General features: G+C 63.7%; 14 protein-coding genes and 2 tRNA genes. 9 read left to right on the top strand and 7 right to left on the bottom strand.

The annotated features are described in order from the left end of the window. Positions 1–73 precede the first annotated feature (73 nt). Positions 74–3454 (bottom strand): DUF3971 domain-containing protein, encoded by a 3381-nt coding sequence (locus tag LB554_RS02525; RefSeq protein WP_224583012.1) that lies wholly within the window; start codon positions 3452–3454, stop codon positions 74–76. Between the two features lie 95 nt (positions 3455–3549). Between LB554_RS02525 and LB554_RS02530 the strand changes: the two genes are divergently transcribed. Beyond that, on the top strand, positions 3550–4017 hold the full coding sequence (locus LB554_RS02530) for a peroxiredoxin (RefSeq protein WP_015318177.1): 468 nt from the start codon (positions 3550–3552) through the stop codon (positions 4015–4017). 39 nt (positions 4018–4056) lie between these two features. Here the strand turns inward: LB554_RS02530 and LB554_RS02535 are convergent, their stop codons facing one another. Continuing rightward, positions 4057–5196 carry a GNAT family N-acetyltransferase gene (locus tag LB554_RS02535; protein WP_015318178.1) on the bottom strand — a complete coding sequence of 380 codons (1140 nt, stop codon included), beginning with the start codon at positions 5194–5196 and terminating at the stop codon, positions 4057–4059. After that, positions 5193–6194, bottom strand: coding sequence for a sterol desaturase family protein (locus LB554_RS02540; protein WP_224583013.1), 1002 nt, complete (start codon positions 6192–6194; stop codon positions 5193–5195). The genes LB554_RS02535 and LB554_RS02540 overlap by 4 nt, the downstream gene beginning before the upstream one ends. A 301-nt stretch (positions 6195–6495) precedes the next feature. Here LB554_RS02540 and LB554_RS02545 point away from each other — a divergent pair, with 301 nt between their 5' ends. From LB554_RS02545 to LB554_RS02570, 6 genes are all read left to right on the top strand, one after another. Next, positions 6496–7800, top strand: coding sequence for a M23 family metallopeptidase (locus tag LB554_RS02545; protein WP_224583014.1), 1305 nt, complete (start codon positions 6496–6498; stop codon positions 7798–7800). A gap of 192 nt (positions 7801–7992) precedes the next feature. Continuing rightward, positions 7993–9159, top strand: a complete 1167-nt coding sequence (locus LB554_RS02550) for an ROK family transcriptional regulator (protein ID WP_224583015.1) — start codon at positions 7993–7995, stop codon at positions 9157–9159. Continuing rightward, a complete protein-coding gene (locus tag LB554_RS02555; RefSeq protein WP_015318182.1) occupies positions 9156–9920 on the top strand; it encodes an ATP-binding cassette domain-containing protein in 765 nt (254 codons plus the stop codon). Before LB554_RS02550 ends, LB554_RS02555 begins: the two co-directional genes overlap by 4 nt. Positions 9921–9959: 39 nt before the next feature. Then, the gene (locus LB554_RS02560) at positions 9960–11000 is read left to right on the top strand and encodes a sugar ABC transporter substrate-binding protein (RefSeq protein ID WP_015318183.1); all 1041 of its coding nucleotides are present in this window, start codon (positions 9960–9962) and stop codon (positions 10998–11000) included. A 116-nt stretch (positions 11001–11116) separates the two neighbouring features. After that, positions 11117–12112, top strand: a complete 996-nt coding sequence (locus LB554_RS02565; RefSeq protein ID WP_015318184.1) for an ABC transporter permease — start codon at positions 11117–11119, stop codon at positions 12110–12112. A gap of 13 nt (positions 12113–12125) precedes the next feature. After that, positions 12126–12896, top strand: coding sequence for an SDR family NAD(P)-dependent oxidoreductase (locus LB554_RS02570; RefSeq protein ID WP_224583017.1), 771 nt, complete (start codon positions 12126–12128; stop codon positions 12894–12896). A gap of 53 nt (positions 12897–12949) precedes the next feature. Here LB554_RS02570 and LB554_RS02575 read toward each other — a convergent pair. After that, positions 12950–13025, bottom strand: a tRNA-Val gene (locus LB554_RS02575). Positions 13026–13242: 217 nt separating this feature from the next. Here LB554_RS02575 and LB554_RS02580 point away from each other — a divergent pair. Both LB554_RS02580 and LB554_RS02585 read left to right on the top strand, forming a co-directional pair. Continuing rightward, positions 13243–13319: transfer RNA gene (locus LB554_RS02580), tRNA-Asp, on the top strand. 312 nt (positions 13320–13631) lie between these two features. After that, a complete protein-coding gene (locus LB554_RS02585; RefSeq protein ID WP_015318186.1) occupies positions 13632–14147 on the top strand; it encodes a hypothetical protein in 516 nt (171 codons plus the stop codon). 70 nt (positions 14148–14217) lie between these two features. Here LB554_RS02585 and rbsK read toward each other — a convergent pair whose 3' ends face one another. From rbsK to LB554_RS02600, 3 genes are read right to left on the bottom strand one after another with little or no spacing between them, the layout of a single operon-like run. Continuing rightward, a complete protein-coding gene (gene rbsK, locus LB554_RS02590; protein ID WP_224583018.1) occupies positions 14218–15147 on the bottom strand; it encodes a ribokinase in 930 nt (309 codons plus the stop codon). A gap of 4 nt (positions 15148–15151) precedes the next feature. Further along, positions 15152–15604 carry an RbsD/FucU family protein gene (locus LB554_RS02595; RefSeq protein ID WP_015318188.1) on the bottom strand — a complete coding sequence of 151 codons (453 nt, stop codon included), beginning with the start codon at positions 15602–15604 and terminating at the stop codon, positions 15152–15154. Positions 15605–15631: 27 nt separating this feature from the next. Next, on the bottom strand, positions 15632–16681 hold the full coding sequence (locus LB554_RS02600) for an ABC transporter ATP-binding protein (RefSeq protein ID WP_140717504.1): 1050 nt from the start codon (positions 16679–16681) through the stop codon (positions 15632–15634). Positions 16682–16784: the final 103 nt, after the last annotated feature.

Consider the following 16784-nt stretch of genomic DNA (forward strand, 5'->3'; position numbering starts at 1 on the left):
CCTTGGAGCCGTTTCCCGGAAACGGCTCCAACTATGTGTCTTGAGGCAATTCCGGGCGGAAAACCGTTTCGCTCTAGCGATACTCGAAGATCGACCTGAATATCCCCGGCGCGATCACCGACAGCGGATTGACGTCGAGCACCGGCTTGTTGGCATTGCCCCTGAGGCGGTAGGTGACGCCGATCAGGCCGCGGTCGCGGCCATTGCCGAGAAGCGCGCCGACGATGGGCAATTCGCCAAAGATGCGGTTGAGACCGTAGGCAGGCATGAAGGTGCCGGTCATATCCATATTGTTGTTCTGGTCGTAGAGGATGCCCTGGAAGGTCGTGCCGATGCGCGGGCCGCGCAGCACGCCATTGGTCAGCCGCAGATAACCGCTGCCCTTGTCGATTTCGGCATAGCCGCGCTCGAACTTCACCCGCGACGTGTCGAGCTTGCCCTTCACCGCCTGGTTGAGGCTGCGGCTGTCGCCGGCCGGCGTGGTCGAGACGATGGAGGCGAGCTTGGGTTCGTTGACGATGAAGAAGTTGCTGGTGTCGACCTTGCCCTTCATCGGCCCGTCGCTGCCCCCGGTCAGCGCCAGCGTGATCGATCCGCCTTCCATGTGCTCATAGATGTTGAGGAACCGCAGGATGGCGCCGGCGTCCGCCGACTGCACATTGAGCGAACGCCTGCCGTCGCCGGTGGTGTTGCTGATGGCGATGGCGGCACCCGAACTCGCCGTCGCGCTGACCTTCAGTCCGTTCACCCGCGAACCGGCCGCACTGTAGTCGAGCTTCAGGTTGGAGAGTTGCTCGTCGTGAAAACCGGTGAGCTGATTGACGTCCGCACTGACTGAAATATTGTCTGTTCCTGTCGTTTTGGTCGCCGTGTCCACATCGGACGTGAACTGCTTGATCAGCGAACGAGCATCAAGCGCATTGCCATTGATGCCGACCGCATAGCCCTTGCCCGATCGCTTCACCGACACGGAAACGTCATCGCCCCGGTTCAGGGTGACCCTGCTGAACTTGGCCGACGACAGCGCGCCGTTGACCAGCACGATGCCGCCATCGATGGAGAATGTCTTGCCACCGAGGTCGAAGTCGGACAGCGTCGTGGTGTCGCCGGCCTTGGTCATGACGAAGGTGGCGCTGGCGGGAACCCCCGCCCCCTTGCTCCAGCCGGCCCAGGGAATGTCCAGCCTGGCATTGGTCAGGTCGACCGAAACGTTCTGGTTGCCGCTACCACTCTTGTCGATCGCGACCTTCACCGTTCCACCAAGCAGCGGCGTCAGGCCGGGCATGGCGGCGGCGCGGATCTTGTCGTCGAGCACAAGGGCGACTTTGCGGCTGCGCGCCGGCCCGTCATCCACCAACGGCTCGACGAGATCGAGTTCGGCCGGAATGCCGTTCAGCGATGCCTTGGCCGAAATGACAGCCTTTTGCGGGTCGACCGTGATCGAGCCGTCCGCGTCCGTCACGGCCTGCCCCTCGAACGGCTTGGCCAGGGACAGGCCGGTGTAGTCGAGCGACACCAGCCAATCGAGCTTCGCCGTATCGACGCCCGACTGCAGCGGAATATCCGCCTTGACGTGGCCGGTGACGCTGCCGGAAAGATCCTCAGGCAGGATGCCGACATGGCGCATGGCGTTGATCGGTTCGTAGGAGGCAAGCTCGGCGACGGCCGGCGCCTCCCCCTCGACATCGATGTCGAGTGCGCCGATGACCGGCGGACGGTTGGCGGCCTTGACCGTCAGCGTGCCATTGCTGGCCGCCACCGTGCGGCCACTCGGCATGAAGACGGTGCCCGACGACAAGGATACGTCGACGTCGTTGCCGTGGAATCCGACCACGCCCACCGCGTCGCGGATCGGTGGGATGCGGCCGGCAGTGTCGAAACGCGCGCCTTCGATCTGGAAACGGCCGAAGACCTCGTCGGCGGAAAGCGGCACGCCATTGCCGAGGCGATCCGGCACCACCTGGAACTGGAGGCTGGCGTCGACCACGCGGCCGCCGAACAGATTGTTCAGCACCCAGAGCCGCGCATTGCGCGCCGAAAACCACGGCCACAGCTGTTTGACGTGCGAGACCGGCATGTCATGGATGTTGAGCGCCAGACTGACCCCGGGAGCCTTGCCCTCGACGAATTCCACAGCCGCGGTCCCAAGCACCTCGCTGCTCCCGGCGGACCGAACCGCGATCTGCTCGGCCACCAGTTTATGGCTTTGCGGCTGGTAGACGCCGGCGATGCGCGCCAGGAACATCAGCGCGGGCTCAGGCGATTCCGATGGCGCCAGGGTCGAACCGTCGCTGGTCAGATCGTAACGGTAGGAGGGTTCCTCACCAGCCACCCCGGTTGCTGGTTTTGGCCCGATCGAGCCGCCGAAATCGAATGAAGACCTGCCGGTTTTCAAGAGCAGCCTGTCGACCTGGATCTTGTTGGAGCCATAGACAAGCGTCGCATTGACATCGGCATCCGCCGGCAGCAGCCCGCGTGTGCCAAGATCCAGCACGGACCCGGTGGACGAAAGGGCGGCGGTCAAGCGTGATGCGGTGGCACCTGACCCTTCCGATCCTGTCAACTTCAGCGCGACGGCACCAAGCTTGCCGGAGCCGGCAGCGGTGGCGCCGGCATCCGCCAGATTGATGCTGGCATCCAACGCCGTCACCCGATGCGCCGCGATGTTACGGGTGGCGGAAGCTACAACGGTGACTGTCCTGCCGTCGACGTCCGCGTCGGAGGTGAACTCCATGCCGCCCGGCCCCGACTGAACCACGGTGGCGTCGGCGATCTTGACCAGCTTGATCGATCCAGCGTCGGGCAACACGAACTCGACATTGCTGAGATCGATCCGGCGCATCGAATCTTCCCGCACGGCGTCGAGCGCACGATGGATGTAGCCGAACACCGCGTCCGACAGCTTCTCCGGATCGACGAGGCCGTTCTCGTTGCGCAGTGCCGCCGTCCAGTCGCCGCCGGACGGCATCGCCGCCATGACGATGCGGGCATCGGAGATCCTGGCGCTGGTCAGCCGCACCTCGCCCCACAAAAGCGGCACCAGGCGGATGCCGAAGCGCACACGCCCGGCATCGGCCATGGGTTTGCCGTCCGATGTCTTCAGGCTGACATCGCTCACCTGCAGCGCCACGAAGCTCGAACTGTCGAGCGTGATGCGGGCGGGCCCGACAGCGACATTGACGTCGACGCCCGCCAGCCTCTCGATGGCGCTCTCCGCCTCGACGCGCAGCCGGTCAGAACCAATGCCGGAAAGGCCGATGAGATAGACCGCCGTCGCGGCCAGCAGCATGAACGCGACCACGCCGGCAAACACGCGCGAAAGGATGCGAAAGCCGCGGCCGATCGCCGCCTGGCCAAGAGGCGGGACGCGGCACGCGGACGGCAGGGCGCCCAGGTCGGTGATTTCGTCCCGCCTGAACCGGATCTTCTCGTGCTGCGGTTGCTCCTGATCCACGCAATCTTCCGTTGTACAAACTCGCTCGTGGACGAATCCCCGGTCGACACTATATCGGTGTGGCTTCGCGCGTAACCTCAAACAAGGGCATCGATATGGCTGACCTCGAAGTAGGCGATCCCGCGCCGCAATTCGATCTGCCGCGGGACGGCGGCGGATCGCTCAGCCTGGCCGCATCCGCCGGCAAGCCAGTCGTGCTCTATTTCTATCCTCAGGATGACACGACAAGCTGCACGCAAGAGGCGATCAGCTTCTCGCGGCTGAAGCCGGAATTCGAGAAGGCCGGCGCTGTCGTCATCGGCCTGTCGCCAGACAGCGCCAAGAAACACGACAAGTTCAAATCGAAATACGATCTAACCATCGATCTTGCCGCCGACGAGGAGCGCAAGGTGATCGAGGCCTACCGCCTGTGGGTCGAGAAATCGATGTATGGCCGCAAATACATGGGCGTCGAGCGCGCGACATTCTTGATCGGCCGTGACGGACGGATCGCCAAGATCTGGCGCAAGGTCCGGGTCAAGGGCCATGCCGAGGCCGTTCTGGAAGCCGTTCGCGCGCTTTGAGCGTCGCCAAAGCACACGACGCAAACGACGATCGTGGCGCTATTCGTCAGGCACCGCGTCGGCTTTCGGCTGCCGCCGGGTCTTCCAGGACTTCGAAACATGGTCCACATGATCGGCCAGTGCGGCGAGATGACCGCGCAAGCCGCGCGCACCCATCATCGACGACAGCGCGACTGATTGCGTGGCGAAGCGGCGCTTGAAATCCTCGCCGCCGCAGAGAAAATCAATCGTGGCAAGGCCACGGTCGAGCGACCACTGGATATAGTCCATCATCAGCACCATACCCGGCGAGGCGCGCTCGTGTTCGGGATCGTAGGTGGTGACGAAAGCCATCATCGTGCCGTGCTGCTCGAAGTTGATCGAGACCGCGATGATCGTGTCGTCAAGCTCCAGCACGAAAATGCGCAACAGCCCGAGGTCGGCCAGCACGGAAATAAGCGCGGCGAGAACCGGCGAGCCCTCATCGAACAGATCCGAAGCGCGGCCATGCCGAACGAGCCAGAGCCGCTTCAGCGTCGCGACCCGCTCGAGCACCGGCTCGCGCGGGTCATCCGCATCCAGGAGGCGGAAACGCAATGCGCCGCTCTCTTCCATGAATTTGCGGCCGCGACGATAGTTCTGCCGGCCCTTTTTCGACAACGTCTCGAACCATTCCGCCCCACTCTGCCAGGGACCAGTGACACGATAGCTGATTTCACCGCGGTGGTTGGGCCGAAGCGCTTTGCCATGGGCCGGGTGCAGCAGGGCATGAACCCCGGCATCCGGCAGCAGACGGTTGAGGTAGATCAGGTCGAAGCCGCCCTGATCGAAGACATGCTGCCAAAGGCGGGAGATCGCCTGCGGGTCGCTGTCGGGTGCAACCAGCGCGTCGCCATAGTCACTGTGATCCTTCGCCGCCCATTCGAGCATGCGGATGCCGGAGCGCCTGAAGGTCGCGAGCGCTATCACGCCCTCGAGCCGGTCGCCGTTCCAGGCAAGCCCAATCCTGAGGGCGCGCCGCTCCTGATGCGGGGTGGTGCGCCACCAGGCCGCGATCCAGTCGGGATGCTGGAAGACAAGCCCGCCAGCCCGCTGCCAGAGCGCGCTCCAGGCCGGTGCGATCTCGGCCAGGCGCACCGCCGATGTCACGATTTCGAAGGTGCGTGTCCGCGGGATGGAGAGCGTGACGGGAGCGTTCATGGCCGTGTCCCTTCCGATGGTCGCGCAGTCCGTGGCTGCCGCTTTCCAGGCCGGATGCGCCTGGCAACATGACCCCACATCCGCTTCAGCGGCATGACATAAAGGCCGGCGAGCGACTGGTAGTCGCGCACATCGCGGTCGACCAGTCCGAACTTGAAGTCCTCGTCGGGCCTCGGCACGCACAATGTTCCGAAGAGCCGGTCCCAGAACGAGAAGAGCAGCCCGAAATTCTTGTCGTAGTGGCGCGGATCGACGCTGTGATGCAGCTGGTGCCAATGAGGACACAGGATCAAGTTGTTGAGCGGGCCGAACGAGATCTTGAAATGCGTGTGCCTGACGAAATCCATCATCAGGATGTTCCGCATGACATAGACGTTAACGCCAAAGACGGTCAGTTCGACAAGGTTCAGCGAAATCAGCGACCAGATGCCGAAGCACAGCCCCACGATGAGCCCGTCCCAGGCTCGGTTCATCAACTCGTCGAGCGGATGGACCCGGTCCTTGGTGATCCCGACCAGCACCTCGGCCGAGTGATGCACCTTGTGCAGTTCCCAAAGCAGGGGGTAGCGATGCTGGGCGACGTGATAGAGATAATAGGAAATGTCGTAGGCGAGCAGCATGCTGATGGTGAAGATCAGCACCGTCACCGGTCCTGCCGGCCCCTCGATCAGAGGCGGCTGAAACTGGAACAGTGTCGAAAACAGCCAGTTGGTCCCGTAGCCCACCGCCGTGACGAAGACAATTCCGGCGGGCAGCATCAGGAAAGGCATCAGGGCCTTCCTGGTGATCCAGAACAGCAGGTCGGCCTTCGCGGAGGGATGGGTGATGACCTCATGGGGGACGACGAACTCGAAAAATTCCTTCCAGCTCTTCTCCTCGACCGTGCGCCAATAAGCCACGAGCGCGCTGACAAGGGCCGTCAGCAGCAAAAGCCCGGTCGCCAGCAGACTGGTGCCCGAAATCTTGTCGAGGATCTTGCCAACCAGGTCGTCCAGCATTCCTACCGCCACGGTGAATCCGAAATACCAGCAGGTCTTTACTCGAAAAGAGTCAATTAAATGCAATCGAATACAGTTAAGAAACCTGGAGCTTGCTCAGCGCGTGACTGTCCGCTGCTGGCGGAACATTGGTGCTCCTCGCCAACGATTTCGCGACGTAGCGGCCGTAGCTGGCGATTTCCATGCAACCTCTTGCCTGCATTGCGTGCATTCGGCGTCGCGCTGCCGATACGGCAAGCCTTTGTTAACCCTAATAATGTGTAATCAGGCGGTCGTGGTGTCGTAACGAAAGCTTGGTCCCGTGAACGCAACCGGTCAGTCCGCAGTCTTCGGCAGGCGCAAGGAACCGCACACGATCATCATCGCCCGGGGCAACGAGATCAGGCACTTCACGATCCGCCCCTGGCTGGCGGCATTCATTGGTTCAGCACTCGCCGCCATTGCCATCGGCTACCTCCTGGCCACATCCTATCTCGTGCTGCGCGACGACCTGATCGGCGCCACCACGGCGCGCCAGGCTCGCATGCAGCAGGCTTACGAAGACCGCATTTCGGCGCTTCGCGCCCAGGTCGACCGCATCACCAGCAGGCAGTTGCTCGACCAGCAACTGATGGAGACCAAAGTCAGCGAATTGCTCGAGCGCCAGACGCAGCTCAGCCAGCGGCATGGCCGTCTCGGCCCACTGCTCGAACGCGCCGAAGGTGATATCGGAACGGTGCCCGCCGAAGATCCGGCCGCGCCCGCCAAGCCGGACAAGCGCGCCGAGGTGACCGGCAGCATCAGCCAGCCAGCGCGGAACTACGCGGTTGCCAGCCTGGGCGCGGACCTCGGCACCGCCGACACAAGGCCCTTCTCCTTGTGGTCGACCCGCACCGATCCGCTGCCCAGCGACTCAGCCGCCGATCGCGCCGACAGGCTGTTCGTCTCGATCAACCAGTCGCTGAAATCCATCGAGAATGAACAGCTCAGCCGCATCAACACGCTCGCGGACAACGCCTACAAAAGCGCCGATGCCATCCAGCAGGCGCTGCAGACGGCCGGACTGCCGGTCGACAGTGATTTCGGCAAGAACGAAAGCGATGTCGGCGGACCGCTGATTCCGCTCGACTCGTCGATGATCTTCGACAGCAAGGTCAAGGAACTGGACGAGGCGCTGGATACGCTCGATCACCTCAAGAAGGAAGCGCGCCGGTTGCCGCTTGCAAACCCTGCCCCTGGCCACTCCGTCACCAGTCCGTTCGGCGTGCGCACCGATCCCATTCTCGGCACGGCCGCGTTGCATTCGGGCATGGATTTCAGGGCGCCGATCGGCATGGCGGCCAAGGTCACCGCGCCCGGCATCGTCACCAAGGCCGGCTGGAATGGCGGCTATGGCCGCATGGTCGAGATCGACCATGGCAATGGCTTTGCCACGCGCTACGGACATCTCAGCGAGATCGACGTGACGGTAGGCGAGAAAGTGGACGCCGGCGCCGTCATCGGCAAGACCGGCAGCAGTGGGCGCTCGACCGGCCCGCATCTGCACTATGAAGTGCGTCACAATGGCGAGGCGATCGATCCGCTGCGCTTCTTGACCGTCGGCAAGAAAGTCGCCCAGTATCTCTAGCAAGATCAGCCGCTCGCTTGCTGAATCCGGAGCCGTCGGTCCCGGTCGAGCACACCTCTCCTCGCCATGCGGTATCCCGCACCCCGTAAACCGCCATAGGATCTCGGCTCCTCAGCTTCCGGATTATTTTTGAATTCCATTTGACTGAATAAATGTTTGATGCGAACCTTACGTCAAGTGGGGGCGCAAGGCATGGCATTGCGGGGGACCAATCAGGAGTTCGGGCGGCCATACAACCGGCGCATCGTGCTTGAGTCCATCCGCCGTCATGGCCCGATTGCACGCGGCGACATCGCCAGGCACGTCGGGCTCACCGTGCAGACCGTGTCGACCATCGTTCGCGAACTGGAGGAACAGGGCTACATCCTGTCCGTGCGCGAAGAGCCGAAGGGACGTGGCCTGCCACCGGCAACGCTGCGCATCAACCCGGAAGGCGGCTATGCCGTCGGCATCCACCTGACGCCGCTTGGAATAGACGCCGCGCTGATCAATCTCAGCGGCGACGTTATCGAGAGTTCACGCCGCGAAGCGTCCAACGCGACGCCCGATCAGGCGTTCGACCAGATCGGCGCCATGGTCCGCGACCTGACGGGCAAGCGGCCCGGCGGCCGCGTCATCGGCGTCGGCATGGCGCTTCCCGGCCCGTTCGATGTGGACTCCATGAGCTTTGTCGGCCCGACCACGATGACCGGCTGGAAGCATGTGGCGCTGCGTGAGCGGCTGACGGCCGCGACAGGATTGCCGGCGTTCTTCGAGAGCGACATGGCCGCGGCCGCGATGGGCGAGCGGCTCTATGGCATCGGAGCCCGCCATTCCGACTATTACTATCTCTATTTCGGCGTCGGGCTTGGCGGCGCGATGATGCATGACGGCAGCGTTCTGCGCGGCGGCTGGGGCAATGCCGGCGAGATCGGCCACATTCCCGTGGTCCCCGATGGCGAGCTTTGCCCCTGCGGCAACCGAGGCTGCCTCGAGCGCTATCTCTCGCTCGAGGCGCGGGGCCGCCGGGCCGGCAGCGACGCCGATTGGGTGGCGCAAGTCGGCCCGATCTTCCGCAACACCATCGCCATCATCGAAAACCTCTTCGATCCAGAGACGGTCGTGCTCGGCGGCCTGGCGGCATCGGAACTGCTCGAGCGCCTGGCGGACGCGGCCGAACCGCTGCACAATTCGGTTTCGGCCCGCGCGGACCGCAAGACGCCGCGCGTCATCGTCGCCAGCGGCGGCCAGCATGCCGTGCTGCGCGGCGCGGCGGCGCTCGCCGTTTCAGGGGTGTTGTCGCCACGCTTCGGGCAGATGTTCGCCGCCGAACGCGAGCGCGGCCGCGACATACTTTCGGGCAGGGAGATTGCCGCATGAGCGAACCCCTGCTGGTGCTCGACAACGTGACCAAGAACTACGGCGCGATCGAAGCGCTGAAGGGGATCAGCTTTTCCATCGGCAAGGGCGAAGTGGTGGCGCTGCTCGGCGACAACGGCGCCGGCAAGTCGACGCTGGTCAAGATCATAGCTGGCGGTCTCGAACCGACCTCCGGCCGCATGCTGTTCGAGGGCAAGGAATTCCTGGCCCGGTCGCCGGCGGAAGCCAAGGCGGCAGGCATCGAGACCGTCTACCAGGACCTGTCGCTGTGCACCAATGTCGATGTGGTGGCCAATTTCTTCATGGGCCGCGAGATCACCAGAAAGGTGCTCGGCATTCCGGTGCTCGACGAGCGCGCCATGGAAGCCGTCGTCGGCAAGGCGCTGGCCAGCGCCGGGACCCGCATTCCTTCACTGCGCACCAATGTCGAGCATCTCTCGGGCGGCCAGCGGCAGGCCATCGAGCTGAACCGCTTCGTGCATTGGGGCGGCAAGCTGGTGCTTCTCGACGAGCCGTTCGCCGCACTTGGCGTCGAGCAAACCCGGCGCGGTCTCGAAATGATCCGCCAGGTGGCGAGCCAGGGCATCGGCGTCGTCATCATCACCCATATCATGCAGCAGGCTTTTCAGGTCGCCGACCGGATCGTGGTCATCCGGCAAGGCGTCGTGGCGGGCGATGTCGCCCGCAACAAGACAAGTCCCGATGCGGTGATCAACATGATCACCGGAGAGACGCTTGCCGGTGCCGGACCGGCGGGCTGAGGGACAAAGAGGGGTCCGGCTTAACAGGGAGCCAACGACATGAAGCGAATACTTCTTGCTGTCTTCGGTATCCTGGCACTGGCCTTTGCCACGCTCACGCCGGCATTCGCCCAGTCCAAGGGTATCGTCTACTACATGGTGCCGACATTGCTCGACGAATTCCAGACCGGCTCGGTGAGCGCGCTGGAGCTGTTCCTGAAACAGACCGGCTACGAGATGAAGACGCTGAACGCCGACAACAAGACCGACGCCCAGCAATCGCAGATGAACGACGTCATCGCGCTGAAGCCGGCGGCGATCATCCTGGCCGCCGTCGATTTCAATGCGCTGAAACCATCGATCGAGGCAGCGCGCGCGGCCGGCATTCCGGTGGTCGAGTTCGACCGCCAGATCACGTCGACACCGTCCGACTTCACGTCGGTCGCGGGCACCGTCGAGATCGGCTACGTCGCCGCCGAGCAGGCCGAAAAGCTTCTGAAAGCCAAGAACGGCTCGGTGAAGGGCAAGGTCCTGCAGGTGCTTGGCGATCCCGGCGATCCCTACACGCTCGACATCCAGAAGGGTTTCGAGGAGAAGATGAAGGCGTTCCCAGACGTCAAGATCATCTCGCTGCCGGCCATGCAGTGGGAGGCCAGCAACGCCGGCACCATCGTTGCCGACCAGATGCTGGCCAACCCCGACATCGACCTGATCTTCAGCCATGCCGCACACCTGTCGGTCGCCGCCGTCGCCTCGCTCGAGGCCGCCGGCAAGAAGCCGGGCGACGTCATGCTGATGAGCTCGAACGGCGCACCGGTCGGCCTCGACCTGATCCGCAAGGGCTGGCTCAACGTCGAGGTCGAGCAGCCGCTTTACGCACAGGCCGCCGCCGTCGCCATGTTCATGGACAAGGTCGTCAAGAAGGAAGAGATCAAGCCCGGCGAATACGATGTGCTTGGCCTGAAATCGACCCTTACCAAGGAAGCCTGGGGCCCCAACATCAAGATCCCGGGTGCCGCCATCACCAAGGAAAACGTCGACAACCCGGCTTTCTGGGGCAACCAGAAGCCGCCGACGGATACCGTCAAGCCGGTCGAATAGACAGACGGCCCGACCGCTCCGGGCCATACCAGGCCCGGAGCCCTGCCCTGCCCGCATGAAACGAGACGCAGGCAACCTGCCGCGGCTTTGATCCCGCACGCCAACCGGATCGACACATGAACCCTCGCACACGCCACGCCCTGGAGTTCGTCCTCGACAACCTCGTCTGGTTCATGCTGCTTTTTGTCCTGGTCGTCTTCTCGCTGTTCATCCCGAACTATTTCCAGCTCGGCATCTTCGCCAACATCATCGAGGCGTCGAGCGTGCTCGGTGTGATGTCGATCGGCCTGGCGCTGGTCATCATTGCCGGGCACATGGACCTGTCGGTCGAATCCGTCGCCGCGCTCAGCGCCATGGCGGTGGGCATCCTGTTTTGTTCCTCGGGCATCGGCCTCGGCGTGCAGTTGCACCCGGAATGGCTGATGGTTCCGGTCTCGCTGCTGCTGGCGCTGGCCGTCGGCGGCCTCATCGGCGCCTTCAACGGCTATCTCGTGGTCAAGGTCAAGATGAGCGCCTTTATCATCACGCTCGCCTCCTACATCTGGGTGCGCGGCCTGGTGCTGGTCATTTCGGGCGGCCGCTCGGCGCAGGATCTGGCACCCGCCATCCGCTGGTTCGGCATCCAGCGCCTGGTTGGCCTGCCGCTTACCGCCTGGATCGCGGTGGCCTGTTTCGTCGTGTTCTCACTGATCATGGCCAAGACCCCGTTCGGCAGGCACCTGGTGATGATCGGCGGCAATGAAACCGCGACCTTCCGTGCCGGCATCCGGGTGAACCGCAACCTGATCATCGCCTTCGTGCTCGCCGGCGCCATCGCAGGGCTGGCCGGCTGGCTGCTGGCGATCCGCACCTCGGGCGCCACCGCCAATCTGGGCGTCGGCCTTCTGTTCAACGCCTTCGCGGCCGTGGTTATCGGCGGCGTCAGCCTGAAGGGCGGCGTCGGCACCTTGCCCGGCGTGTACGCCGGCGTGCTCCTGCTTTCGGCCATCAACACGGCGATCAACCTGATGGGCCTGCCCGCCAACTTCACCCAGGTCATCCATGGCCTGCTGGTGTTGGCGGCCGTGCTGCTCGATGCATTCAAGCAAACCATTCGCCAAAGGTTGGCGTGACAGGACGGCTCGCATGACAGGACGACTGGAAGGCAAGGTGGCGCTGATCGTCGGCGGCGCGCGCGGCATCGGTAAGGGCATCGCGCTGCGCTTCGCCGAGGAAGGTGCAAGGCTGGTGCTCGCCGACTCCGAGACCGGGGCCGGGCGGGCAAGCGCGGATGAGCTTGGCGTTCCCTTCATCCGCACCGACATCTCGCAAATGAGCGACGCCGAGGCCGCCGTGGCGCTTTCGCTGAAACACCATGGCCGCCTCGACATCATCGTCCAGAATGCCGGCATCTATCCCTGGCAGTTGATCGAGAACACCAGCGCCGACGACTGGGACCGCGTCATGGCGGTCAATTTGCGCGGCACCTTCAACGCCAGCCGCGCGGCCCTGGTGCCGATGAAGGCGCAGCGCTTTGGCCGCATGCTCTACACCTCCTCCATCACCGGCCCGCATGTCACCAGCCCCGGCCATGGCCACTATTCCGCGACGAAAGCAGGCATCAACGGCTTCATTCGCGCCGCGGCGCTGGAATTCTCCGCCTACGGCGTCACCGTCAACGGCGTCGAACCCGGCAATATCATCACCGAAGCCATCCAGGAGCATCGCGGCGCCGCCTATATCAAGAACATGGAAGATTCCATCCCGCTCGGCCGGCTCGGCAGCCCACGCGACGTGGCCAACGCCTTCCTGTTCCTCGCCTCGGACGATGCGAGCTACATCACGGGAACGACCATCGTGGTCGATGGCGGGCAGTTGCTGCCGGAGGGCAAGGATTTCCGGATGGTGCCGCCGTGATATCGCGCTGCGCTAGCGGCCGGGTCTCAGCTGACTTGAAATGTGGGTTTGAATGGTGGGCGATGACGGGCTCGAACCGCCGACATCTTCGGTGTAAACGAAGCGCTCTACCAACTGAGCTAATCGCCCGCTCCGGGCCGGACCTTTAAGCGGTCGGGGCTTGCTTCGCAAGGCCAAATGAGTGCGGGATACCCTGTTCGCAGGCCGGATTTGCGAACAAAATGCCGGCTGTCAAAAAACCTTCTCCTGTTTGGCGTTATGATGGTTTGGTGCGCTTGACACCCGGTAGCGAACCCCTTATCCAGCGCCCCAACGACGAACACGGCTGACACGTGCTCGTCAATGCGCGGGTGTAGCTCAGTTGGTTAGAGTGCCGGCCTGTCACGCCGGAGGTCGCGGGTTCGAGCCCCGTCACTCGCGCCATTTCCCCTCAAGGACGATGATCCTTGGCTCCGGGGAAATGCCGACAAAATTGTCAAAGACCTCTCCAGGAACAGCGTCCGAAGACCTTCTTCGGCCCGGTTCTTCTCGGCTCCAAAATCGCCCTTGCATGAGCGATGCCTTGGAATCCACGACGCGATTCCTGTGGGTCGCCAAGCAACGGACGAAGAGGCCCTGCGGACAGCGGACGACTTGGTCGTTGCGAATCTGCTTGCGCAATCGCCCACAAAACGCTCGATTCATGCCGCAGGCAGCCACATTGCAGTATGCTGCCGGAATGGCATGGAGGACGTAATGTCAATTGCACCGAACATTTCCACGCGCACGATATTCACGCTGATTTGCCTGGGTGGCGCGACGACGGCCGCATCCGTCCTTTTTCCCGCCGCCGCGTCGGCCGACCGGCTGCAGCGATGCGCTCGCGAGGGCGAGATCTGCCGCCTGCCCTATCCCGCCGAGGTCGTCTACGGCGCCAGGGGCCGCACGACCTCGCGTTACATCGAGCGCAACGCGGTACCCTGTTCGAACCGCGTTTTCGGCGATCCCGCGCCGGGCAAGGAAAAGTTCTGCTTCATCGTGAAGCGCGACCGTGACGAGTCGAACGACGACTACGATCAGCCTCGCCGCGAGAAGTGGGCGGTCTGCGCCGAGGAAGGCGAATTCTGCGATTTCTATGGCCGCAAGGTGGTCAGGTATGGCGCCCGCGGCCGGTTCACGCAGGACGTGTTCCGCAATGGCGTCCAATGCGACAACGATGCATTCGGCGATCCCGCTCCCGACCAGGGAAAGCGCTGCTACGTCATGCAGTAGCTTCTCAACGCCCACTGACCCGGAGGCCAGAACGGTCTGGGCTCCGGGACCCCGCGAACCCTGAGCAGCCTCAGCGCTTGGCCAGCAACGCCTCGACCTCCTGCGATGTCGGCATAGACGGTGCCGTGCCTGGACGGGTCACCGAAATGCCGGCCACGGCGCAGGCGAAGCGCACCGCCTCCAGCGGCTCCACGCCTCGCGAAAGTGCTGCGGCCAAGCCGCCGTTGAAGGCGTCCCCCGCGCCGGTGGTTTCGACGACAGGGCCGGCACTGATGGCGGAAACATGCTCGGAGCGATCCTTCGTGTGCAGGAGCGCGCCCTTTTCGCCCAGCGTGACGATGACCGTGCCGACGCCCTTTTCGAGCAGCTTGCCGGCGGCGGCGCGAGCCTCCTCGACCGAAGAAACTTTCAGCCCGGTCAACTCCTCCGTCTCTGTCTCGTTCGGTGTAAGATAGTCGCAGAGCGTGTAGATGCGGTCGGGTAGCTTTGCCGCCGGTGCCGGGTTGAGGATGGTCGTCACCCCGGCCCCGCGTGCGATCTCCAATGCCCGCAGCGCGGCATCGATCGGCTGTTCGAGCTGCGTCACGAAAACACCGGCACCCCTGATAAGGTCGGCATTGGCTTCGATGTCCTCGGGCGTGATCAGCATGGCAGCGCCGGGGCTGACGATGATGGCGTTGTTGCCGCTCCCCTCCTCGACGAAGATGTAGGCGGCACCGGTGTAGCTGTCCGGCGTGTCGATGGCGGCGCTCTTCACGCCGGCATCCTTCCAGGTCCGCTTGGCCATGTCGGCGAAGGCATCGACACCGAGGCGGGTCAGGAACGCGACGTCGGCCCCCAGCTTGCCAGCGGCCACGGCCTGGTTCGACCCCTTGCCGCCTGGCCCCAGCTTGAAGGAATTGCCAAGGATCGTTTCGCCCATGCGCGGCTGGCGCTGGGCCCTGTAGGCCGTGTCGGCGACAAACACACCGAGGATGACGACCGGCTTGCCCGAGGCCATGCCGCTACTCCGCATCCGGCGGCACGACGCCCTTGCGGAAGGCAAAGCAGCCGTAGAAGCGGCGTTCGCCGGTCTGGATGACGCAATAGGCCTGCTTGGCGCGCTCGTAGAAGGCGTAACGCTCGACCGGCACCATCGGCCAGGACTTGCCCTCCGCGGCGTCGATCTCTTTCTGCACTTCCTTCTGCACGGCTGGAATCTCGTCCGGCTTTCCGACGATCTCCATTCGGGCGGCGGAATCATCGACGAAGGTGTCCAGCGGGTAGAGCGACAGCACCGCCTTGACCACTCGCGCCGCCGGCGCATCGATGCGCAGCACCCGACCGAGCGCCGTCTGGCGCGCCACCGAATCGGACGGGAAGTTGGTGTCGGCGATGATCAGGTCGTCGCCATGCCCCATCGCCCGCAATGCCTGGAGCACGTCGGCATTGAGCAACGGATCGATCCCTTTGAGCATGATGGTCCTCGTGGAGTGCGTTTGAGATCAGAGACGCTTGCCGGTCTCGGCATCGAACAGATGGATATGGTCGAGCCTTGGCCGGAGCTTCAGCGTATCGCCGGGCTTGAAGTCATGGCGCTCGCGAAACAGCGCCACCATCTCGCCGTCGCCGAAGCGGAGGAACACCAGGGTTTCCGAGCCGGTCGGCTCGACCACGGAAATCTTCGCCGGCACGCCTTCGGGATGGATTTCGAGATGTTCGGGGCGCACGCCATAGACGACGGAGCGCCCTTCCTCGACGGTGTTGTTCGGAGCGACCGGGAATAGCGTTCCGGCAATCTCGACGCCGCCCTTGCGCCCGGTACCCTTGAGCAGGTTCATCGACGGCGAGCCGATGAAGCCGGCAACGAAAAGGTTCGCCGGCCGGTCGAAAAGCTCCAGCGGCGCGCCGACCTGTTCGATGCGGCCATCGCGCATGACGACGATCTTGTCGGCCATCGTCATGGCTTCGATCTGGTCGTGGGTGACATAGATGGTGGTGGTCTTCAGCCGCTGGTGCAGTTCCTTTATCTCGGTTCGCATCTGCACGCGCAGCTTGGCGTCGAGGTTCGAAAGCGGCTCGTCGAACAGGAATACCTGCGGATTGCGCACGATGGCGCGCCCCATGGCGACGCGCTGACGCTGGCCGCCGGAAAGCTGGCGCGGGTAGCGCTTCAGATAGGGGCTGAGGTCGAGGATGTCGGCGGCGCGCTTGACCCGCTCGGCAACCACGGCCGGATCGGTCTTGCGCAGCTTGAGGGCGAAGGCCATGTTCTGCTCGACCGTCTTGTGCGGGTAGAGCGCATAGTTCTGGAACACCATGGCGATGTCGCGTTTTGCGGGCGGCAGGTGATTGACGACACGGTCACCGATGGCGATCGTGCCGCCGGAGACGGTCTCCAGCCCGGCCACCATCCTGAGCAGCGTGGACTTTCCGCAACCGGACGGGCCGACAAGCACGACGAACTGGCCATCGGCAATGTCGACGCTGACTTCGTGCAGAACCTTGACGGTTCCAAACGCCTTGGCCACATTGCTGATCGCGACTTGAGCCATCGTTCCCCCATCGGCTCCACTGGCCGTAGGCGCAGAAGCTAACCAACGCGACCGGTCAGGGCAAGTCGGTCTCTTATAGATAAAAACCCGTCCTCGTTGACAC

It is taken from the genome of Mesorhizobium sp. CO1-1-11, from assembly GCF_020164995.1.
GTDB lineage: Bacteria > Pseudomonadota > Alphaproteobacteria > Rhizobiales > Rhizobiaceae > Mesorhizobium > Mesorhizobium australicum.